Annotated in this window: 19 protein-coding genes and 1 pseudogene; 7 read left to right on the top strand and 13 right to left on the bottom strand. The window is 72.5% G+C overall.

Features of this window, described 5'->3' with window-relative positions; translation table 11 throughout:
• The first annotated feature begins 225 nt into the window (after window positions 1-225).
• The gene (locus VF825_RS06995) at window positions 226-876 is read left to right on the top strand and encodes a malonic semialdehyde reductase (RefSeq protein WP_331111567.1); all 651 of its coding nucleotides are present in this window, start codon (window positions 226-228) and stop codon (window positions 874-876) included.
• Between the two features lie 321 nt (window positions 877-1,197).
• Here the strand turns inward: VF825_RS06995 and eda are convergent, their stop codons facing one another.
• From eda to VF825_RS06975, 4 genes are all read right to left on the bottom strand, one after another.
• A complete protein-coding gene (gene eda, locus VF825_RS06990; RefSeq protein WP_331111565.1) occupies window positions 1,198-1,851 on the bottom strand; it encodes a bifunctional 4-hydroxy-2-oxoglutarate aldolase/2-dehydro-3-deoxy-phosphogluconate aldolase in 654 nt (217 codons plus the stop codon).
• On the bottom strand, window positions 1,848-3,737 hold the full coding sequence (gene edd, locus VF825_RS06985; protein ID WP_331111563.1) for a phosphogluconate dehydratase: 1,890 nt from the start codon (window positions 3,735-3,737) through the stop codon (window positions 1,848-1,850). Before edd ends, eda begins: the two co-directional genes overlap by 4 nt.
• A gap of 155 nt (window positions 3,738-3,892) precedes the next feature.
• The gene (gene pdxH / locus VF825_RS06980) at window positions 3,893-4,573 is read right to left on the bottom strand and encodes a pyridoxamine 5'-phosphate oxidase (protein ID WP_331111560.1); all 681 of its coding nucleotides are present in this window, start codon (window positions 4,571-4,573) and stop codon (window positions 3,893-3,895) included.
• 10 nt (window positions 4,574-4,583) lie between these two features.
• Entirely contained in the window at window positions 4,584-5,246 is a 663-nt protein-coding gene (locus VF825_RS06975; RefSeq protein ID WP_331111558.1) for a pentapeptide repeat-containing protein, read from the bottom strand.
• A 130-nt stretch (window positions 5,247-5,376) separates the two neighbouring features.
• Between VF825_RS06975 and VF825_RS06970 the strand changes: the two genes are divergently transcribed.
• A complete protein-coding gene (locus VF825_RS06970) occupies window positions 5,377-6,498 on the top strand; it encodes a citrate synthase 2 (protein WP_331111556.1) in 1,122 nt (373 codons plus the stop codon).
• A 119-nt stretch (window positions 6,499-6,617) separates the two neighbouring features.
• Window positions 6,618-7,745 carry a phosphoserine transaminase gene (gene serC, locus VF825_RS06965; RefSeq protein WP_331111553.1) on the top strand — a complete coding sequence of 376 codons (1,128 nt, stop codon included), beginning with the start codon at window positions 6,618-6,620 and terminating at the stop codon, window positions 7,743-7,745.
• 95 nt (window positions 7,746-7,840) lie between these two features.
• Here the strand turns inward: serC and VF825_RS06960 are convergent, their stop codons facing one another.
• Window positions 7,841-8,818, bottom strand: coding sequence for a DUF3048 domain-containing protein (locus tag VF825_RS06960; RefSeq protein ID WP_331111550.1), 978 nt, complete (start codon window positions 8,816-8,818; stop codon window positions 7,841-7,843).
• 237 nt (window positions 8,819-9,055) lie between these two features.
• On the opposite strand from VF825_RS06960, the gene VF825_RS06955 reads away from it, so the two are divergent.
• Entirely contained in the window at window positions 9,056-10,267 is a 1,212-nt protein-coding gene (locus VF825_RS06955) for a lytic transglycosylase domain-containing protein (protein ID WP_331111548.1), read from the top strand.
• Between the two features lie 153 nt (window positions 10,268-10,420).
• On the opposite strand, the gene VF825_RS06950 is transcribed toward VF825_RS06955, so the two are convergent.
• Together VF825_RS06950 and VF825_RS06945 are read right to left on the bottom strand one after the other, a co-directional pair.
• On the bottom strand, window positions 10,421-11,707 hold the full coding sequence (locus VF825_RS06950) for an MFS transporter (protein WP_331111546.1): 1,287 nt from the start codon (window positions 11,705-11,707) through the stop codon (window positions 10,421-10,423).
• On the bottom strand, window positions 11,704-12,147 hold the full coding sequence (locus VF825_RS06945) for a MarR family transcriptional regulator (protein WP_331111544.1): 444 nt from the start codon (window positions 12,145-12,147) through the stop codon (window positions 11,704-11,706). Before VF825_RS06945 ends, VF825_RS06950 begins: the two co-directional genes overlap by 4 nt.
• Window positions 12,148-12,241: 94 nt before the next feature.
• Between VF825_RS06945 and VF825_RS06940 the strand changes: the two genes are divergently transcribed.
• A complete protein-coding gene (locus VF825_RS06940) occupies window positions 12,242-13,177 on the top strand; it encodes a cation diffusion facilitator family transporter (RefSeq protein WP_331111542.1) in 936 nt (311 codons plus the stop codon).
• A gap of 21 nt (window positions 13,178-13,198) precedes the next feature.
• Here the strand turns inward: VF825_RS06940 and VF825_RS06935 are convergent, their stop codons facing one another.
• Entirely contained in the window at window positions 13,199-14,692 is a 1,494-nt protein-coding gene (locus tag VF825_RS06935) for an NCS2 family permease (RefSeq protein WP_331111540.1), read from the bottom strand.
• A 60-nt stretch (window positions 14,693-14,752) separates the two neighbouring features.
• Between VF825_RS06935 and VF825_RS06930 the strand changes: the two genes are divergently transcribed.
• Window positions 14,753-14,983: a DUF2530 domain-containing protein gene (locus VF825_RS06930; protein ID WP_331111538.1), complete on the top strand. Its 231-nt coding sequence runs from the start codon at window positions 14,753-14,755 to the stop codon at window positions 14,981-14,983.
• A gap of 13 nt (window positions 14,984-14,996) precedes the next feature.
• On the opposite strand, the gene VF825_RS06925 is transcribed toward VF825_RS06930, so the two are convergent.
• Genes VF825_RS06925 through VF825_RS06915 form a run of 3 tightly spaced genes read right to left on the bottom strand, consistent with a single transcriptional unit; the run spans window position 14,997 to window position 17,110 of the window.
• Window positions 14,997-15,914, bottom strand: a complete 918-nt coding sequence (locus VF825_RS06925) for an oxidoreductase (protein WP_331111536.1) — start codon at window positions 15,912-15,914, stop codon at window positions 14,997-14,999.
• Between the two features lie 49 nt (window positions 15,915-15,963).
• Window positions 15,964-16,701 (bottom strand): DUF3027 domain-containing protein, encoded by a 738-nt coding sequence (locus VF825_RS06920; RefSeq protein WP_331111534.1) that lies wholly within the window; start codon window positions 16,699-16,701, stop codon window positions 15,964-15,966.
• Between the two features lie 4 nt (window positions 16,702-16,705).
• Complete coding sequence (locus tag VF825_RS06915) at window positions 16,706-17,110, bottom strand: cold-shock protein (RefSeq protein ID WP_331111532.1); 405 nt, start codon at window positions 17,108-17,110, stop codon at window positions 16,706-16,708.
• 152 nt (window positions 17,111-17,262) lie between these two features.
• Between VF825_RS06915 and VF825_RS06910 the strand changes: the two genes are divergently transcribed.
• Window positions 17,263-18,609, top strand: a complete 1,347-nt coding sequence (locus VF825_RS06910) for an MFS transporter (protein WP_414695786.1) — start codon at window positions 17,263-17,265, stop codon at window positions 18,607-18,609.
• Between the two features lie 12 nt (window positions 18,610-18,621).
• On the opposite strand, the gene VF825_RS06905 is transcribed toward VF825_RS06910, so the two are convergent.
• Window positions 18,622-19,542 carry an aldose 1-epimerase family protein gene (locus VF825_RS06905; RefSeq protein ID WP_331111530.1) on the bottom strand — a complete coding sequence of 307 codons (921 nt, stop codon included), beginning with the start codon at window positions 19,540-19,542 and terminating at the stop codon, window positions 18,622-18,624.
• Between the two features lie 18 nt (window positions 19,543-19,560).
• A pseudogene (locus VF825_RS06900) lies at window positions 19,561-20,040 on the bottom strand (hypothetical protein); the annotation flags it as partial.

Genomic DNA, 20,040 nt, shown 5'->3' with positions numbered 1-20,040 from the left:
GATCTGCGCGCGCTCCTGCTCCGACAACCGTGCACCAGGCATGACCGGATCCTTCCGTCATCCTCGTTGCAACAACCACTTGAAGCGGCCGGGTCTGAAGCCCGAGAAACGTCCCTGTCGGCGGAGAATGGCGGGCGCCGTACGGCGCGCCAGGCGTGGCGCAGGCCACACCAAAACGGACATCCCGGTGGAAATATCCCCAGTTCGTTGACCGTTCAACCGTTCATGACGACCTACCCCGAGACCCAGGCCGACCTCGAGCAGTTCGAGGCCGAGTTCGCCGACCAGCTCCAGCTCTCCATCGAAGCCCAGGACCTGCTGTTCCGCGAGGCCCGCACCGCCAACACGTTCACCGACGAGCCGGTGTCCGAGGAGCAGGTGCGCGCCATCTACGACCTGGTCAAGTGGGCGCCGACGTCCATGAACAACCAGCCGCTGCGCATCGTCCTCGTCCGCAGCGACGGGGCCCGGGCCAGGCTCGTCGACCTCATGGCCGAGGGCAACCGGCCCAAGACGCAGGCCGCCCCGCTGGTCGCCATCCTCGCCGCGGACAACGAGTTCCACGAGGAGCTGCCCAAGGTCTTCCCGCACTTCCCCGCGGCCAAGGACATGTTCGGGGGCAACGAGGCGATGCGCCTGCGCACCGCCGAGCTCAACGCCACCCTGCAGATCGCCTACTTCATCCTGGGTGTCCGCGCCGCCGGGCTGGCCGCCGGCCCGATGACCGGCTTCGACGCCGACGCCGTGACCCGCGAGTTCTTCCCCGACGGCGAGCACCGCGCCCTCGCGGTGGTCAACATCGGCAAGCCGGGCCCCGACGCCTGGTTCCCGCGCAGCCCCCGCCTGGACTTCGACGAGGTCGTCACCACCGTCTGAGACGCGGCGGCCTAAAGGCATTGCGCGCTGCCGGACACCGACCTACCGTCGTGTGCACACGAGAAGGGAGGTGGTCCGTTAGTGAGTATTCACAGGACGCGTGAGGTGGCTGAGCGCTAGCCCAGCCCGTTCCCTGGCCCCCCTCGGGTGCGCCAGTCGTGGACGGCAAGGGTGACCGCAATCCCAAGCAGTCACCGCAGCCCGTGAGGATGCGCGACTCGTCCATCGCGCCCCGGACCGCAAGGCCCGGACCTCACGGGCTGTTCCATGCACGGAGCCGGCCTCCGTCACGCAGGCCGGCGCCGTCGCGTGCGCGGCGGGTCAGCGCGGCAGCGCCGCCGCCTCCCGCGCCAGCTGCTCGACCCGGCCCCAGTCCCCCGCCGCCACGGCGTCCTTGGGGGTCAGCCACGACCCGCCGACGCAGCCGACGTTGGGCAGCGCCAGGTAGTCGGCCGCGTTGGCCGTCGTGATGCCCCCGGTGGGGCAGAAGCGCAGGTGCGGCAGCGGCCCGGAGACCGCCTTGAGGAACTCCACCCCGCCGCTGGCCTGCGCCGGGAAGAACTTCATCGCGCCGAGGTCGTGCTCGGCCAGGGTCATCATCTCGGTGAGGGTGGCCGCACCGGCGAGCAGCGGCATACCGCTGTTGAGCGCGGCCGAGAGCAGGCCGGCCGGCGACCCGGGGGTGACCAGGAACTGTGCACCGGCCCGCTGCACGGCGTGGACCTGCGCCGGGGAGGTCACCGTGCCCGCGCCCGTGACCATGTCGGGCACCTCGGCGGCCACCCGCTCGATCGCGGCCAGGCCGGCGGGGGTGCGCAGGGTGATCTCGATGATCCCCACACCACCGCGCAGCAGCGCCTGGGCCAGCGGCACCGCCTGCTCGACGTCGTCGACGACGACGACCGGTATGACGGGGCTGACCGCGAGCAGCCCGGCTGCGGTCCGGGGGTGGTTGGTCTCGGCGACGGACGTCATGAGGTGCTCTCCTGCAGGTGGTGGTCGGGCGTGCTGACAGTGTCCACCGCGCCGAAGACGTGGGCGCCCTGGTCAGCCCGGCCGACCAGGTGGCGCATCCCGGCGAACAGCTCGCGCCCGGTGCCGAAGGTCTGGCCGCCCGCGGTGGTGACCGCCTCGCGGCCGTCCCACTCCTGCTCGGCGACGAGGACGTCGAGGGTGCCGCGGTCGGCGTCCAGCCGGACCACGTCGCCGTCGCGCAGCCGGGCGATCGGGCCGCCGTGGACCGCCTCAGGCGTGACGTGGATCGCCGCCGGGATCGCCCCGGACGCGCCGGACATGCGCCCGTCGGTGACCAGCGCGACCTGGAAGCCGCGCTTCTGCAGCACGCCCAGGGACGGGGTCAGCGCGTGCAGCTCGGGCATGCCATTGGCCGAGGGACCCTGGTCGCGGATGACCACGACCACGTCCCGGTCGAGCTCGCGGCGGGAGAACGCGGTGAGGAAGCCGACCTGGTCGGTGAAGACCCGCACCGGCGCCTCGATGACCCGGTGCTCGGCGGCGACGGCCGAGACCTTGATGACGGCGTGGCCGAGGCTGCCGCTGAGCACCCGCAGGCCGCCGTCGGGGGCGAAGGGGTCGCTCGCCGGGCGAAGCACGTCCAGGTCGGTGCTCGCCGCGGCCGGCTCGCGCCAGGTGAGCACGCCGTCCTCGAGGGCCGGCATCCGGCGGTAGCGGTCCAGTCCCGGGCCGGCGAGGGTCAGCACGTCCCCGTGCAGCAGCCCGGCGTCGAGGAGGGTGCCGATGAGGAAGGGGGTGCCTCCGGCGGCGTGGAAGTGGTTCACGTCGGCGGTCCCGTTGGGGTACATCCGGGCGCACAGCGGCACGACCCGCGACAGGTCGTCGAAGTCCTCCCACGTGAGCTGGACGCCGGCCGCGGCGGCCATCGCGACCAGGTGCATCGTGTGGTTGGTCGAGCCGCCGGTGGCGAGCAGGGCGACGACGCCGTTGACGACGACCCTCTCGTCCACGACGTGGCCGATGCCGTAGGACCGGTCGCTCGCGGCGATCTCGGCGACCCGGCGCGTCGCCTCGGCGGTCAGCGCCGCACGCAGCGGGTCGTCGGGCGAGACGAACGCCGCACCGGGCAGGTGCAGGCCCATGACGTCCATGAGCAGCTGGTTGGAGTTGGCGGTGCCGTAGAACGTGCACGTGCCCGGCGAGTGGTACGACGCGGTCTCGGCGGCGAGCAGCTCCTCGCGGCCGACCTCGCCGGCGGCGTGGGCCCGGCGGACCGCCGCCTTGTCGGCGTTGGGCAGGCCGCTGCTCATCGGGCCGGCGGCCACCATCGCCACCGGCAGGTGGCCGAACGCGAGGGCGCCGGCCACCAGGCCGGGCACGATCTTGTCGCACACCCCGAGCATGAGTGCGCCGTCGAACACGTCGTGGGAGAGCGCGATCGCGGTCGACATGGCGATGACGTCACGGCTGAACAGGCTCAGCTCCATGCCGTCGCGGCCCTGCGTGATGCCGTCGCACATCGCCGGCACGCCACCGGCGACGCGGGCGACCGCACCGAGGCCGCGGGCGGTGTCCTTGATCTGCTGCGGGTAGTGCTCGAACGGCGCGTGCGCCGAGAGCATGTCGTTGTAGGAGGTGACGATGCCGAGGCTGACGGCACTGTCCCCCGACATGGCGGCACGGTCCGAGCCCCCGCAGGCGGCGACGGCGTGGGCCAGGTTGCTGCAGCCGAGGTCGGCGCGGGTCAGGCGCCCGCCACGCTCGGCGGCGGCGTGCTGGATGCGCGAGAGGTAGTCGCGGCGGGTCTGCCGGCTGCGCTCGCGGATCCGCTCGGTGACGTCGGCGACGACGCGGTGCACGGCAGGGGTGTGGGGATGGCTGGGCATGGTTCTCCTCGCAGGTCGCGGCGGCCCCGGGGGGCTGGCGGCGAACGGCGACGGTGGCGCCCGCTGTCACGCTTGTGACAGCAGTCACGCTAGAGCACCGGGCGGGGTTACCGGCAAGTTGGGTCCGGCGCGTCCCGCGATCCGGACCGCAGACCTCAGGGCTGGCGGCGCTCCACCCGCCACGCGGACGGGTCGTCGAGGTCACCGTCGCCGACCCGGACGAAGACCAGCCGGTCGTGCAGCCGGTCGCGCCGCCCCGCCCAGAACTCCACCTCGTCGCAGGTGATGCGGTAGCCGCCCCAGAACGGCGGCACCGGCACGTCGTCGGCCCCGCCGCGGTCGGGCCACTGCGCCGCGTATCGCGCGTAGGCGGCTTCCAGCCCCTCCCGGCCGTCGATGACCTGCGACTGCCGCGACGCCCACGCGCTGACCCGCGAACCCCATGGGCGGTGGCCGAAGTACTCGCGCACCTGCTCCTCGGGCAGCAGGTGGGCTGTGCCCCGGAAGCGGACCGCGCGATACATTGCCGGCCAGGTGAGGGAGGCGGCGATGCCGGCGTTGCCGGCGAGCTGGCGGCCCTTGGCCGACTCCAGGTTGGTGACGAAGCCCGGGCCGCTGGGGTCGAAGAAGCGCATGAGCACGGTGCGCACGTCGGGGCGGCCGTCGGCGTCGACGGTGGCCACCGACATCGCCGTCGGCTCGGGCACATCGCCTTCGGCGGCGGCCCGCTCGCGCGCGGCCTCCAGCCAGGCGCCGGCCTGCCGCCACGGGGTGGTGGCGAGGTCCTGCTCGAGCAGCCCCTCACCGAGGTAGTCGTGGCGGTCCGCAGGCGTCATGGGTCGAAGGCTAACGACCCTCGAGGACCGTGAGGCCGAGCTGGGCCGCGAACGCGGGGGCAAGGTCGTAGAGCTGGGACTGGGCGATCGTCGCGCCGGCCAGGCTGGTCACGCCCTTGGGCGCCCGGAGGTCGGCGCCGCTGAGGTCCACCCGCTCCAGCCGGGCCCGGGAGAAGTCCGGCTCGACCAGCTGGCACCCCTCGAAGCTGACGTCCACCAGGGTGGCTTCGGCGAAGTCGACCTCGCGCAGCACGCACCCCTCGAACCACACGTGCTGCAGGGTGGCCCCGCGCAGGTTGAGGTAGTCGACCTTGCCGCCACGCACCGCGACCCGGCGCAGCTCGGCACCGAACGCCTGGACCGCCGCCAGGCGTGGGTCGCTGACCACGACGTCGAGCCACGAGGTCTCGGCCAGGTCCGGCGCCACGCCCTGCAGGTCGGCGAGGACGCAGTCGGCGAAGCGGGCTCCCCGCAGCCGGGTCTCGTCCAGGCGACAGGCGTAGAGCCCGCACTCGAGGAACCGGGCGTCGCGCCCGTCCTGGCCGGACAGGTCGAGGTCGCGCAGCTCCACGGCGTCGTACTCCCCGGCCTGCTCCAGGCCGGCATCGCCGAAGGGCTCGAGGTCGGGCAGGTCGACCTCGGGGCGGCGAGGCGACCGGGGTGCTCGTGCCATGGCGGGCTCCTTGTGCGGGAAGCGGGAACGCGGCCCTTCGAACGGACCGGGCAGTTCCCTCGGCGCGGACACGGTGCAGAATGGCAGGCGCCCCCGACACCGCGGTCGGGCGCAGGGACGGAGTGCTTTGATGACCGACAGCGACTTCAAGCCCGGACTCGAGGGTGTCATCGCGTTCGAGACCGAGATCGCCGAGCCCGACAAGGAAGGTGGCGCGCTGCGCTACAGGGGGGTCGACATCAACGACCTCGTGGGCAAGGTGTCGTTCGGCAACGTGTGGGGGCTGCTGGTCGACAACAAGTTCAACCCGGGCCTGCCACCGGCGGAGCCCTTCCCGCTGCCGGTGCACACCGGCGACGTGCGCGTCGACGTGCAGAGCGCGCTGGCCCAGCTCGCGCCGGTGTGGGGCTTCCGGCCGCTGCTGGACATCGACCCGGCGCAGGCCCGCGACGACCTCGCCCGCGCCTCGGTCATGGCGCTGTCCTTCATCGCGCAGTCGGCCCGCGGGCAGGACCGCCCGATGGTCCCCCAGCGTGAGGTGGACAAGGCCCACACCATCGTCGAGCGGTTCATGATCCGCTGGCGCGGCGAACCCGACCCGCGCCACGTCGAGGCTGTCGACGCCTACTGGGTCTCCGCGGCCGAGCACGGCATGAACGCCTCCACCTTCACCGCCCGCGTGATCGCCTCCACCGGCGCCGACGTCGCCGCGTGCCTGTCCGGCGCGGTCGGCGCGATGAGCGGCCCGCTGCACGGTGGCGCGCCGTCCCGCGTGCTGCACATGATCGAGGGCGTGGAGTCCTCCGGCGACGCCACGGCCTACGTCAAGGAGGTGCTCGACAAGGGCGAGCGGCTCATGGGCTTCGGGCACCGCGTGTACCGCGCGGAGGACCCCCGTGCGCGCGTCCTCCGTGCGACGTGCGAGCGGCTGGGCGCCCCCCGCTTCGAGGTCGCGGCCGCCCTGGAGAAGGCCGCCCTGGAGGAGCTGCACGCCCGCCGGCCGGACCGGGTGCTGGCCACCAACGTGGAGTTCTGGGCCGCGGTGCTGCTCGACTTCGCGCAGGTGCCGGCCTCGATGTTCACGCCGATGTTCACCTGCGCCCGCACCGCCGGCTGGTCGGCGCACGTGCTCGAGCAGAAGCGCACCGGGCGCCTGATCCGGCCGTCGGCGCGCTACGTGGGCGAGGGCCCGCGCCCCGCGGAGGACGTCGCCGGCTGGGACGAGCAGGTCGCGCCGGGTCACGCCGGCTGAGACCTCCGTCCCACCGGGCGGACCATCGCGTCCACGGGCTGGACGGTTTGCTTGAATGGGTCACACCTGACAACGGCGTCAGAACTGCCGCATCCCGCCTCTGACCCGAAGGACGTCTCGTGACCGACGCCGCCATCACCATCCCCGCCGAGCTGCTGCCGAAGGACGGCCGGTTCGGCTCCGGGCCGAGCAAGGTCCGCCCCGAGCAGGTCGACTACCTCGCCTCGCTCGGGCGCACCGTGCTGGGCACCTCCCACCGCCAGGCCCCGGTGAAGAACCTCGTCGGGGAGGTCCGCGAGGGCCTGCGCGAGCTGTTCTCGCTGCCCGAGGGCTACGAGATCGTCCTCGGCAACGGTGGCTCCACGGCGTTCTGGGACATCGCCGCGTTCGGCCTGGTGCGCGAGCGCGCCCAGCACCTGGCGTTCGGCGAGTTCTCCAGCAAGTTCGCGACCGTGACCGACAAGGCACCGTTCCTGGGCAGCTCGAGCATCATCAAGGCCGAGCCGGGCACCCTGGCCGCGCCGGTCGCCGAGGCCGGGATCGACGTCTACGCCTGGCCGCACAACGAGACCTCCACGGGTGTCATGGCCCCGGTCCAGCGCGTGGCCGGCGCCGACGACGACGCGCTGGTGCTCGTCGACGCGACCTCCGGCGCCGGTGGCCTGCCGGTGGACATCACCCAGAGCGACGTCTACTACTTCGGCCCGCAGAAGTGCTTCGCCGCCGACGGCGGGCTCTGGCTGGCCGCGTTCTCCCCGGCCGCCCTGGCCCGGGTCGACGAGATCGCCGCCACCGGCCGCTGGGTGCCGGACTTCTTCAGCCTGCCCACCGCGATCGACAACTCGCGCAAGAACCAGACTTACAACACCCCGGCCGTGGGCACCCTCGCCCTGCTCGCCGAGCAGCTGCGCTGGATCAACGGCAACGGCGGCCTCGACTGGGCGGTCAAGCGCACCGCCGACAGCTCCTCGCGCCTGTACTCCTGGGCCGAGGACACGGCATACACCTCGCCGTTCGTCGCGGACCCGGCCGCGCGCTCCCAGGTCGTGGGCACCATCGACTTCGCCGACGAGGTCGACGCCGCGGCGGTGGCCACGGTGCTGCGCGCCAACGGCGTCGTCGACGTCGAGCCCTACCGCAAGCTGGGCCGCAACCAGCTGCGGGTCGCGATGTTCCCGGCGGTCGACCCCGAGGACGTCTCGGCGCTGATCGGCTGCGTCGAGCACGTGGTGGCCCAGCTGGGCTGACGCCCCTCGCCGTGATCGACGAAACCCACACCACCGCCCGTGCGGTGGTGTGGGTTTCGTCGATCTCGCGGGGTGCTCCGGGTGGCCCGATCCGGTCAGACCTTGGCGCTGGTCGCCACGAGCGCCACCCACAGCCCGCCAGGCGCGAACGTCAGGGGCTTGCCGGCCGTGTCGGTGAACGTGGTCGGCGCCCCCGGGGTGGGCCGCGACCACCGGCCCTCGATCCGCTTCCCGTCGCGGAACAGCACGACCCGGCCGGACCCGATGGTGTGGGTGTACTGCGAGGGGTTTCCGTTGACGTCGATGTCACGACGGTCCGGCACGATCGAGCAGAACTGCACCAGGACGTTGGGCTTGGCCAGCACCACCCCGCCGGCGGTGGTCAGCGCGCGCCCGTCGACGGTGCGCACGTAACGGTGCCGCGCGGCGTCCCAGACGAAGGTGACCGTGGTCGCGCCGACCGAGGTGCGGACCTGCGCGGCGACCGGTGCCGAGGCCAGCCTCGGGTCGCTGGAGGCGAAGCGGAAGCCCACGTCGCGCACGCCGGCGCCCGTGACCCGCTTGGCCACCACGGCCAGGTCGGCCACCAGGTTGTACGGCGCCGGGCGTGAGGGGTCACGGCTGAAACCCGGGCCGCCGCGGTCGTTGACGACGGTGTGCAGCGGGGCGCGGTCGATGATCGGCAGGACCGGACGGGCGCCGCCGGAGAAGACGAGGATGACCCGGCCGTACTGCCACAGCAGCTCGGGATCGCTCGTGCGGACGCTGCGCACCGCCTCGACGCGGGGCCGGTGCCCGGAGAAGACGGCCAGCATCCGGCTCAGGCCTCCCTCGGCCTGCTCGAGGTAGATCACGTCGGCCTGGTCGATCCCACGCGAGGGCCGGCCGTTCTCGGTGTCGTCGACCTTGACCGCGATGACCGGTCCGGACGGGGGCGCGCCCACGCCGGTCAGCGGGTTGACCGCCGGCGCCTTCGCCGTGGTCGTGGTCGTGGTCGAGGTCGGCGGGGTGCTCGGCGTCGCCGCCTTGCGGTGTCCGCTGCTGGAGCAGCCCGTCACACCGGTCGTGACCACGGCGAGCACCGCGACTCCCGCCCAGAACCTGGGCAAAACGTGCAAACCGGACGGCTTTCGTGATGACATGTCAGGCCCCTCCGCGCAACGTCCCCGGGCGTCTGCAGCGTATGCCGGGTGGCTGGGGAAGTGATGGATCTCAACCGCGTGGCGGCATGCGTGACTTCCTCCCCGACCGCCTCGTTGGTCCCGTGACAGCCCCGGGGGTGGGGAGCGGAACCAGCAAGGAGACGAGACGTGAGCAGGAACGGACAAGCACGGACGGTCACCGTCCCGTGGCGCCGCATCTGGGCCGCGGTCCCGGCGGTGGCCCTGATCAGTGGTGGGGTCGCCCTCGCTGCCCTCGGGCAGGCCCCCGACAGCGCGTCGGCGGCGAACACCTCGGCGACGCTGGTCAAGGTCCCCGAGTTCATCATGGAGGACGCGGGGTCCCCGCCCATCGCTCCCTCCTGGGTGGCCAAGGGCCTGGGCATCCGCCCCGGCACGAAGTCGACGAGCTCCGAGGCGGTGGTCATCGACCGGTCCGGGGTCCCGGCGCAGGCGCTGGCCGCCTACCGCTCGGCGGCCCACCTGCTGCGCACCGCCAAGCCGAGCTGTCACCTGGACTGGCCGGTCCTCGCCGCCATCGGCAAGATCGAGAGCGACCACGGGCGCTTCGGCGGCAACCACCTCAACGACCAGGGGATCGCCACGCCGGGCGTCTTCGGCCCGGAGCTCGACGGCACCCACGGCACCGAGCGGATCAAGGACACCGACAGCGGGCTCTACGACCAGGACGGCATCTGGGACCGCGCGGTCGGCCCGATGCAGTTCATCCCGAGCACGTGGCGCCAGGTCGGCACCGACGCCGACGCCGACGGGTTCAAGAACCCGCAGAGCATCGAGGACGCGGCGACCAGTGCGGGCGCCTACCTCTGCGCCGGCCGGGTCGACCTGCGCCAGTCCAGCGACCTCTACGGCTCGTTGCTGCGCTACAACAACTCCGACTCCTACGTGCGCACCGTCGAGGCGCTGGCCGAGGCCTACGCCAACGACGTCAACGAGGTCCCCGCCTCGTTCCTGCCGGCGGCCTTCGCAGACCAGCCGCAGGGACCGCCGAAGCCGGGCCAGAAGCCGTCGGAGAAGCCGCACATCCCGATCCCGCCCGGGCACCACGCGACGAGCTCCGCGCCGAGTGAACCGCAGTCGACCACGACCTCGCAGCCGCCGAGCTCGGGCACCAGCCCTGAGGGCACGCCGTCCACGACCTCGCCGTCGAGCTCCCCCTCCAGCAGCCACGGCGTGTGGCCGCCCATCCTGGGGTCCGGCGACGGCACCCCTGGCTCCACGGCGACCACGGCGTCGATCAGCCCGACGTCGATCCCGACCATCGTGGGCGACCTGCCCTCCAGCGCGCCGAGCGCGGGCTGCGCGTCGCAGCTGGACGTCTCGCTCTGCAGTCCGGTCTGACCGCTCGTCACCACGACGGGGCCGGCGCCACCTCCTGGGTGGCGCCGGCCCCGTCACGTGTGTGCGGTCAGTGCACGAGCGCTCCGATGACGGCGGCAGCCACCAGGGCAGCCAGCGCCACGAGCACGATCAGGCGACGGAATCGTGGGGTCATCAGGCGGCGATCTCGGGCATCGGCTCCGGGGCCGGCTCGCGGACCAGGACGACGCGGGGCCGTCCGGTCCAGCGGTACTCCAGGTGCAGGTTCTCCGTGCGCATGAGGTACAGCGTGGCAGCCACCAGCGCGCCTGCCACCGTGATCGTGCCGATGAGGATGGTCCACCGCGGGCCCCAGGCCGAGCCGATCCAGCCCACCAGCGGTGAGCCGAGCGGCGTGCCGCCCATGAAGATCGCCATGTAGAGGGCCATCACCCGGCCGCGCATCTGCGGGTCCACGCCGAGCTGCACCATCGAGTTCGCGCTGGTCAGCACCGTCAGGGCGCTGAGCCCCACCGGCACCAGCGCAACCGCGAACCACACGTAGCCCGGCGCGAGGGCCGCGGCGAGGGTCGAGACCACGAAGCCGGCCAGGGCGGCCAGCAGGATCCGCAGCCGGGGCCGCGGTCGCCGTGCCGAGAGCAGGGCCGCGGACAGCGAGCCGATCGCCATGATCGAACCCAGCAGGCCGTACTCCCCCGCGCCCTTGTGGAAGACCGAGGTCGCCATCAGGGCCGTGGTGAGCTGGAAGTTCATGCCGAAGGTGCCCAGCACGAACACGATCGCCATGATGAGCATGAGGTCCGGGCGGCTGCGCACGTAGCGCACGCCCTCGATGATCTGCCCCTTGCCGCGGGCCCGCGGCGCCGGCCGGAGCTCGCTGGTCCGCAGCCGCCACAGGGCGACCAGGACCGCGACGAAGGTCAGCGTGTTGATGAGGAACGCCGGGCCGGTTCCGGCAGCCGCGATGAGCAGGCCGGCCACACCGGGGCCGATCAGCCGGGCGGCGTTGAACGAGGCGCTGTTGAGGCCGACCGCGTTGGTCAGCTCCTCACGCGGCACCATCTCGGAGACGAACGTCTGGCGGGCCGGGTTGTCGACAGCCGTGGCCACACCCTGCAGGAACGCGAGCACGTAGACGTGCCACAGCTCGACGGTGCCGGTGAGGACCAGCACGCCGGTCAGGGCGGAGGTCAGGGCCAGCGAGCTCTGCGTCAGCGCGAGGATGCGGCGCTTGTTGAACCGGTCGGCGATCATGCCGGTCCAGGGAGCCAGCAGCAGCAGCGGCAGGAACTGCAGGCCGGTGACGATGCCGAGCGCGACCGAGGAGTGCGGCGTCAGCTCGGTGAGGACCAGCCAGTCCTGGGCCACGCGGCCCATCCAGGTGCCGACGTTGGAGATGAGGGCGCCTGCGGCGTAGATCCGGTAGTTGTAGATCGCGAGGGAACGGAAGGTCGGACTCACTGACCCGCCACCCTCAGCAGGATCTCGCTCGCGCGGGCGAGCACCTCGCGCTCCTCGGCGGACAGGCCCTTGATCCGGCTGGCCATCCACTCGTCCCGGCGGCGCCGGATGTGCTTGAGCGTGCGCGCACCCTCCGGCGTGAGCGACAGGATCACCTGACGCCCGTCGGTCGGGTCGTCGGCCCGCAGGACGAGCCCCCGCTCGACCAGCGCCGCGACGGTGCGGCTCATGCTCGGGGGGCTGACCCGTTCGATGTCGGAGAGCTCGCGCGGGGTGCGAGGGGTCTCCTGCAGACGCGCCATCACGCTGAACTGGTGCGGCGCCACGATGTCGGTGCTCTCGAAGCGGACCCGGCGGCTGATCCTCATGCAGGCCAGCCGGAGGTCGTTGGCCAACGTCGCGAGAGAGGTCGACGCCGGCGCCTTGTCCCTGGTTGTCATGATGCCTCCCTGATGTCGTTAGCATAACTCATTACCTGTGCTAACTATTCCCCTTCGCCGGAACGCGGGAGAGCGGGCTGGATATCGTGCGGTCATGGGTCACGGGCACTCGCACTCCCACGGACCGGTGCCGGGCGCCGGACCGGCCAGCACGGCATACCGGGGGCGGTTGCGCACGGTCCTGCTCATCACGCTCGGAGTGGTCGTCGCCGAGGTGGTGGGCGCGGCACTGTCCGGCAGCCTCGCGCTGTGGGCCGACGCCGCGCACATGGTGGCGGACGCGGCCGGGCTCGCGGTGGCACTGCTGGCCACCCATCTGGCGCACCGGCCCCCGACGATGCGCCGGACCTTCGGCTACCAGCGCGCCGAGGTGCTCGCCGCGCTCGGCAACGCCACGCTGCTGCTCGTGCTCGCCGGCGCGGTCGGCGTCCAGGGCATCGAGCGGCTGCTCCACCCGGCGACGGTGCGCCCCGGGGTCATGCTGGCGTTCGGTGTGCTGGCCCTCGCCGCCAACTCCGCCTCACTGCTGCTCCTGCGCCAGGGGCAGGCCCACTCGATCAACGTCCGGGGCGCGTTCCTGGAGGTCCTGTCCGACGCCCTCGCCTCGGCCGGGGTCATCGCGGCGGCCGTCGTCGTGGCCCTCACGGGCTGGGCCCGGGCCGACGCCGTGGTCTCCCTGGCCATCGCGGTGATGATCCTGCCGCGGGCGTGGAGCCTGCTCCGGGAGGCCGGGGAGGTGCTGCTGGAGTCCGCGCCGCCCGGTGTCGACCTCGAACAGGTGCGCGACCACCTGCTCGGCGAGGACGGCGTGCGGGACGTGCACGACCTGCACAGCTGGACCATCACGTCCGGGGTGCCGGTGATGTCGGCGCACATCGTGGTCGACGAGGCGGCGTTCGCCGACGGGTCCCTGCCGCAGCTGCTGGACCGGCTGCAGGGCTGCCTCGAGGGGCACTTCGACGTGGCGCACAGCACGCTGCAGCTGGAAGCGGCGGGCCATGGAGACCATGAACCCGCCGCTCACCAGTGACCGCCCACGCGGCCCGTCTGCTCACTTGACGCCGAGCAGCTCCTTGACCGGGTCGATCGCGAAGTAGACGACGAACAGCGACGCCACGACCCACAGGATCGGGTGCAGCATGCGCGCCTTGCCCCGGACGACCTTGATGAGCACGTAGAGCACGAACCCGGCGCCGATGCCCACCGTGATCGAGTAGGTGAACGGCATGAGGACGATGGTGAGGAACGCCGGGAAGGCGATCTCCAGGTCGTCCCAGTCGATGCCCTTGACCTGCTGCATCATGAGGAAGCCGACCACGACCAGCGCCGGCGTGGCCGCCTCGTAGGGCACCACCGCGACGAGCGGGGCCACGAAGGTCGAGGCCAGGAAGAGCAGGCCGGTCACCACCGCGGCCAGACCGGTGCGGGCACCCTCGCCCACGCCGGCTGCGGACTCGATGAAGCCGGTGTTGCTGCTGACGCTGCCGACGCCACCCGCGGCAGCGGCCAGGCCGTCCACCACCAGGATCTTCTGGGCGCCGATCGGGTTGCCCTCCTTGTCGAGCAGGCCGCCCTCAGCGCCGATGGCGACCATCGTGCCCATCGTGTCGAAGAAGTCGGCGAGCACGAGGGTGAACACGAGCAGCGCCGCCGAGACGATGCCGATCTTGGAGAAGGAGCCCAGCAGGGAGAAGTGCCCCAGCAGGCCGAAGTCAGGGATGTCGAAGGCGTTGTCGGGCATCTTCGGCACGTTGAGGCCCCACCCGGTCGGGTTGACGACCTTGCCGGTCTTGTCGGTCTGGCCGCCGATGTTGAAGGTCCACTCGACGAGCATCGCCAGCAGGGTGGCGCCGACGATGCCGTAGAGGATGGCGCCCTTCACCCGCTTGACCATCATCACGATGATGGCGACCAGGCCCGCGATGAAGACCAGCAGCGGCCAGCCGGCGAGGAAGCCGCCGATGCCCAGCTCGACCGGGACGGGCCCCGAGACCGGCTTGCGCACGAAACCGGAGTCGACCAGGCCGATGATCGTGATGAACAGGCCGATGCCCACGCTGATGGCGACCTTGAGCTGCGCCGGCACCGCGCGGAAGACCGCCTGCCGGAACCCGGTCAGCACGAGGACCGTGATGATGATGCCCTCGATGACCACCAGCCCCATGGCGTCGGCCCACGTCATCTGGGGCAGCTTGGCGATGCCGAACGTCACGAAGGCGTTCAGGCCCAGGCCCGCGGCGATGGCCAGGGGGTAGTTGGCGACGACACCCATGAGCAGGCTCATGACGCCGGCGACGAGCGCGGTCGCGGCGGCGACCATGGCCAGGTTCGGCGAGCTCCCGCCGCCGAGGAAGTGGCCCGTTCCATCGGTCTGGGTGCCGATGATCAGCGGGTTCAGCACGACGATGTAGGCCATCGTGAAGAAGGTGGCGAACCCGCCGCGCACCTCCCGCCCGATCGTCGAGCCTCGTTCGGTGATACGGAAGAAGTTGTCGAGGGCCCCTCGCGCAGCAGTGGGCCGTGGCGACGTGACGGTTGACGGCATGGCCTACAGGGTAGGGGGTGGATGCGCAACCCCCCGCATCCATCCGCTTACAGTGTGGGGGTGACCATCCCGCCGATCCCCGACCAGCAGCCCCTGAAGGTCAGGACCACACGGGTCATCGAGGTCGGCATCGCCGTCTGGGCGCTCGCCCTGGTGGTCACCTTGGTCGTGCCCGCCCTGCACAGCGGGTCACGGCACTGGTGGCCCTGGACCTGTGTCGCGGGCGTCGTGCTCGGCTTCATCGGGTGGAGCTACGTGCGCCGCGGCCGCGGCAACGCCGCCGACGCCTGACCGGTATGCCGGGTCAGGACTCCCAGCGCCAGCTCGCCCCGGTCAGCTCCTCGCTGCGGTCCCACAGCTTGGCCGCCAGCGCCTCGTCCTGCGCGAACGCGCTCAGCCGGGCCGGACCGATGGGGCCGCGGGTCTCGCCCAGCCACTGCGGACCGGTGTAGGACCCGGGCGCGGCGGCGGTGGCGGCATACAGGCTGGGGTTGGCACCTGCGGCCGCGGACTGGAAGGCCAGCCGCAGGGCAGCCGGGGCGAGCGCGCGGATGACCGGGTTGGCGCCCATGCCCTGGGTGTCGGTGACCAGGCCGGTGGCGGAGACGCCGGGGTGGGCCATGGTCGAGGTCAGCTGGGGCGCGCGCGTGGCCGCCCGTCGCTGCAGCTCGGCCCCGAAGAGGAGGTTGGCCAGCTTGGAGTTGCCGTAGGCCGGACCGGGGCGGTAGCTCTCGGCGGGGTTCCCCTCGAGGACCGCCTCGGTGCCCCAGTGGTGCCGGATCGAGGAGACCGTCACCACGCGTGGCGCCGGCGCGGCCAGCAGCGCCGGCAGCAGACCGGCGGTGAGGGCGAAGTGGCCCAGGTGGTTCGTGCCGAACTGCAGCTCGAAGCCGTCGCTGGTGCCCTGCCAGGTCGGCGGGGTCATCACCCCGGCGTTGTTGACCAGCAGGTCCAGCGGGCCGTCCCACTCCCCCGCGAGGCGGACGACCGACTCCAGCGAGGACAGGTCGAGGTGCCGGACCTCGAGGTCGGCGCCCGGGATGCCGTCGCGGATGCGCTGCGCCGCCTCCTCACCGGCGGCGGTGTTGCGGCAGGCCAGGGTGACGCGGGCGCCCTGACGGGTCAGCGCGGCGACGGTGTGCCAGCCGATCCCGGAGTTGGCGCCGGTGACGAGGGCGCGGACGCCGTCGAGGGTGGGCAGGTCGGACGGGGTCCAGGGCATGCCGGCAAGGCTACCCGCGGGTAGTCAGGCCGGCGGCGTGACGTGGGCCTCAGACCAGGGCGTCGTAGGCGAACTCGTCGACGATCGGCTCGTCGTGCGGCGCCGGCTCGGGACGCTCGACGTCGACCTCGCTGTGTGCGCCGCAGCCGTGGTCAAGGCTCACGACGCGACCGTCGGAGGGAGACCAGGCGTTGGCGCAGACGCCGAAAAAAGAGCGGAGGGCACCCGCCATCGGCACGAAGAAGCCGCAGCTGGAGCACGGCGCGGGCGCCTGCTCGGCGACGGGCGTGCTCGGGCCGTTCTCGCCGTCGTACCAGCGCTGTGCGGCCTCCTCGCGGCCCTCGGCGGACAGGACGCGCTTGCGGCCCAGGCCCAGCTCCCACTCCGCCATCTGGTCGACGTCCTCGTCGCCCGTGGCCTCGAACCCCTGCTCGAGGCGGGGGTCCTGCTCGATGTAGGGCAGCACGTCGCCGGCGCCGAGGTCGCCGGGTGCCAGCCGCTGGGCGTAGGGCAGCCACTCCGGGGACAGCAGGGCACCCTCGCCGGGGACCAGGTTGGTCTCGCAGACGGTGACCTTCTTGGCCCGCGGGGCGCGCGCGACGGTGATCGCCCAGCGCCAGCCGGGGTAGGCCGGCGCGGTGCACGCGAAGTAGTGCGTCGCGAGGCGCTCCTCGTCCATGACGAAGCCGATGTGGTCGCCGACGGTGTCACGCTCGGCGATGCCCTCGGCGGCCTCGCGGGCGAGGTCGACCGCGCTGCGGAGGGTGGCGTCTTCCCTGGGTGGCATGCGATCAGCCCACCGAGCCGTCGAGCTGGTCGGCCACGCCGCGCAGCACCTTGGCGATCTTGGCCGCCTGGGCCTTGTCGGGGTAGCGCCCCCGGCGGAAGGAGTTGGAGGCGGCGTCGAGCAGCTTGATGGCGTCCTCGCAGACGACGGCCATCTGGTCGGCCGGGAGCCGCTTCTTCTCGTGCACCGAGGCCGCCACCGACGGGGCCGGCTCGAGGACGCGGACCGACAGCGCCTGGGCGCCGCGGCGGCCCTCGACGATGCCGAACTCGACCCGCGTGCCGCCCTTGAGCGTGGTGACACCGGCCGGCAGGGCGTTGGCGTGCAGGAACACGTCACCGCCCTCGTCGTCGCTGAGGAAGCCGAAGCCCTTCTCCGCGTCGTACCACTTGACCTTGCCCGTCGGCACAGTCCACCTCTTGCTCGTCAGGTCCACCCGCTCCCGGCTGGTGGCCGGGCATGGCTGATTGGCGCACGGTGCGCTCGACCAAGGTTATCCGCCCGCGGCGGCCCCCGAAAATCGGTTTCGACCTGTCGGTGGCCGCCAAGACAATGTTGGCCGTGACGACCGCCGCACAGCCCCGCCCCTCGCTCGCCTCGTTCTGGCACGACCTGCCGCGCGAGGGCAAGCTCATGCTCTCCACGGTCGCCATCGAGACCTTGGGCACCGGGCTGGTCCTGCCCTTCGGCGTCATCTACGCCCACGAGGTGCGGCACTTCTCCCTCGAGACCACCGGTGTGCTGCTGGCCATCCCCGCGTTCGTCGGCATGGCCATCGTCGGCCCCGCGGGCACGCTCATCGACCGGCTGGGCGCGCGCCGCGTCATCCTGCCCGCGATGGTCGCCCAGATGCTCGGCAACGTTCTGCTGGCGTTCGCCACCACGCCCGCCGTCGCCGCGCTCGCCCTGGCCCTGCTCGGCGCCGCGGGCGGCATCTTCTGGCCGGGCTTCAACGCGATGATCGCCAGCGTGGTGCCCAGCGGCATCCGCCAACGCTACTTCGGCATCAACTTCACCCTGGTCAACCTCGGCATCGGCATCGGCGGGCTGATCTCCGGATCGATCGTCGACGTGCACCGCCCGGGCACGTTCATGGCCATCTACCTCGGCAACGCCCTGACGTTCCTCGCCCCGTTCACCATGCTGCTGGGGCCGCTGCGCCACGTGACCGGCAAGGTCGAGCAGGAGCCCGCCGAGGACGGCGCCGCGCCGGCCACGACGAGCTACCTCACGCTGGTGCGCGACCGCGCGCTGCGCCCGGTCATCCTGCTGACCTTCCTGTCGGCGTTCGTCGGCTACGCCCAGATGGAGGCCGGGTTCACCGCGTTCGCCCGGGTGGTCGGCGAGGTCACCCCGCGCACCATCGGCGCGGCCTTCGCCGTCAACACCGCAACCATCGTGGTGCTGCAGCTGTTCGTGCTCCAGCGGATCGAGGGACGACGCCGCACCCGCGTGGTCCTGGTGCTGTGCGCGATCTGGGCCCTGTCGTGGCTCTCCCTCGGCCTGGCCGGCCTGGTGCCCGGCACGGCCGCGGCCACCGCGCTGGTCATCGCGTGCGCCGGCATCTTCGCCCTCGGGGAGACCCTGCTGCAGCCGACCATCCCCGCGATCACCAACGACCTGTCGCCCGACCACCTGCGCGGCCGCTACAACGCGATCATGTCGGCCGCCTTCCAGGGCGCGGCCATCATCGGGCCTGCGGTGGCCGGCGTGATGATCGGTGCCCGGCTCGACCTCGCCTTCATCGCCATGCTCATCGGCGGCTGCGCGGTGATGGCCGCGCTGGCGATGGCGGTCGAACGCCGCATCCCCGCCCACGCCAACGGCGTCGCCGCGGAGGCGCCCGAGCCGGCCACGGCCACCGACCCGATGCCTGCGGCGGTGCCGCTGGTCTCCGCCGAGGGCTGACCCGCCGGGGGGTCAGCGGGTGCTGATCCCCCACGGCGCCGACCACACCTGACCGGGCTCGAGCACGACCAGGTCCTCACCGGTCGCGAGCGCGTTGGGCGGGCAGGTCATCGGCTCGACCGCCAGCCCGCTGCGCCGGGCCAGCTCCCCCGCGAGGGTGTCCCCCGTGAACACCTGCACCCACCGGTATGCCGGGTCGCCCCACACGGTGACGGCCCGGTCGCTGCCGGGCCGGGTCAGGTGCACCCGCCAGCGCCCGTCCTCGTCCGGCGCCAGGTCGGTGAAGGCCGTGTCGAGCACAGTGTCCCCCAGCGGGCGACCGGCCCGCAGGTCCAGCGGGCCCCCGTCGACCGGCTCGGTGCCGGTCGGCAGCAGCCGGTCGTCGACGAGCAGGCGCCGCCCCGCAGGCACGCTCAGCGTCAGCTCGTCGACGCGGTCCTCGCCCGTGGTCAGGTAGGGGTGGGCGCCGAAGCCGAACGGCGCCGCGGCGGGGCCGACGTTGTGCGCCCGCGGCGTGACGGTGAGCCCGTCCTCGTCGAGCTCGTAGGCCACCTCGAGGTCGAGGCAGCCACCCCAGCCCTGCTGCGGGCGCAGGCGGTAGCCGACGACGGCCCGGTGCGGCTCGTGCTCCAGCAGGGTCCACATGGCCCACCGGACCAGGCCGTGGATGGCGTTGTGGTGGTCGGGCTCGCTCAGCGCGAGCTGGAAGGTCCGGCCACCGAAGGCGTAGCGCCCGTCGGCGACCCGGTTCGGCCAGGGCATGAGCACCTGGCCGCGTCCGGCCGAGCACTGCTCGTCCTCCGCGTAGCCCGCGAGCACCGGCACGCCACCACGGGTCCACGCCCGCAGGCCGCCGCCGACCTCGACGACGACCGCCTCCTGGTCCCCGTGCCGGATCGTCCACTGGGCCCCGCTGGGCAGCTCCGCACTCACGGGGCAGAACCTAGGGGGTCAGCCGGTGGACCCGGAACCCTGGGTCGACACCAGCGCCACCATGGAGGCGACGTGGCTGGACTTGTCCGCCAGGACGAACGCGGTGTCCCCGGTGCGGATCGCCGCCACCTGCATGCCGCGCATGCGGGTGGTGCTGTCGATCGTGTAGCTCTGGCTGAAGCCGTCGGTGCTGCGCAGCGTGATCGAGGTGCCCGAGACCGCGGTCACCTGGCCGGTCTGGAACACCAAGGTGCGGCCCTGCGCCGTGTACTCCCCGTGACCGGCACCCAGGCCCGGCAGGGCCGGGAGGCGACCGCCCGGCATACCGGGCACGAGCCGGTGACGTTGGCCGTTGCCGTTGCCCTGGCCGCGGTCACTGAACGGTCCAGCGCCGCGCGGACCCATCATGGCGCCGTGCGGGCCTGCCCCGGTGGTGGAGCCGATGGTGCGCCCGACGAGGAAGCCGCCGACCGCGAAGCCACCGAGGAGCAGGACCGC

It is taken from the genome of Oryzihumus sp., from assembly GCF_036391795.1.
GTDB lineage: Bacteria > Actinomycetota > Actinomycetes > Actinomycetales > Dermatophilaceae > Oryzihumus.
The sequence above is the reverse complement of the archived record's forward strand: the minus strand, read 5'-3'. Positions and strand labels throughout refer to the sequence as shown.

What these genes read in the sequence shown, in the direction of transcription:
- VF825_RS06995 (WP_331111567.1), top strand. Translation starts at nt 226, where the DNA reads ATGACGACCTACCCCGAGACCCAGGCCGACCTCGAGCAGTTCGAGGCC.
- eda (WP_331111565.1), bottom strand. Translation starts at nt 1,851, where the DNA reads ATGACGTCCGTCGCCGAGACCAACCACCCCCGGACCGCAGCCGGGCTG.
- edd (WP_331111563.1), bottom strand. Translation starts at nt 3,737, where the DNA reads ATGCCCAGCCATCCCCACACCCCTGCCGTGCACCGCGTCGTCGCCGAC.
- pdxH (WP_331111560.1), bottom strand. Translation starts at nt 4,573, where the DNA reads ATGACGCCTGCGGACCGCCACGACTACCTCGGTGAGGGGCTGCTCGAG.
- VF825_RS06975 (WP_331111558.1), bottom strand. Translation starts at nt 5,246, where the DNA reads ATGGCACGAGCACCCCGGTCGCCTCGCCGCCCCGAGGTCGACCTGCCC.
- VF825_RS06970 (WP_331111556.1), top strand. Translation starts at nt 5,377, where the DNA reads ATGACCGACAGCGACTTCAAGCCCGGACTCGAGGGTGTCATCGCGTTC.
- VF825_RS06945 (WP_331111544.1), bottom strand. Translation starts at nt 12,147, where the DNA reads ATGACAACCAGGGACAAGGCGCCGGCGTCGACCTCTCTCGCGACGTTG.
- VF825_RS06940 (WP_331111542.1), top strand. Translation starts at nt 12,242, where the DNA reads ATGGGTCACGGGCACTCGCACTCCCACGGACCGGTGCCGGGCGCCGGA.
- VF825_RS06935 (WP_331111540.1), bottom strand. Translation starts at nt 14,692, where the DNA reads ATGCCGTCAACCGTCACGTCGCCACGGCCCACTGCTGCGCGAGGGGCC.
- VF825_RS06925 (WP_331111536.1), bottom strand. Translation starts at nt 15,914, where the DNA reads ATGCCCTGGACCCCGTCCGACCTGCCCACCCTCGACGGCGTCCGCGCC.
- VF825_RS06920 (WP_331111534.1), bottom strand. Translation starts at nt 16,701, where the DNA reads ATGCCACCCAGGGAAGACGCCACCCTCCGCAGCGCGGTCGACCTCGCC.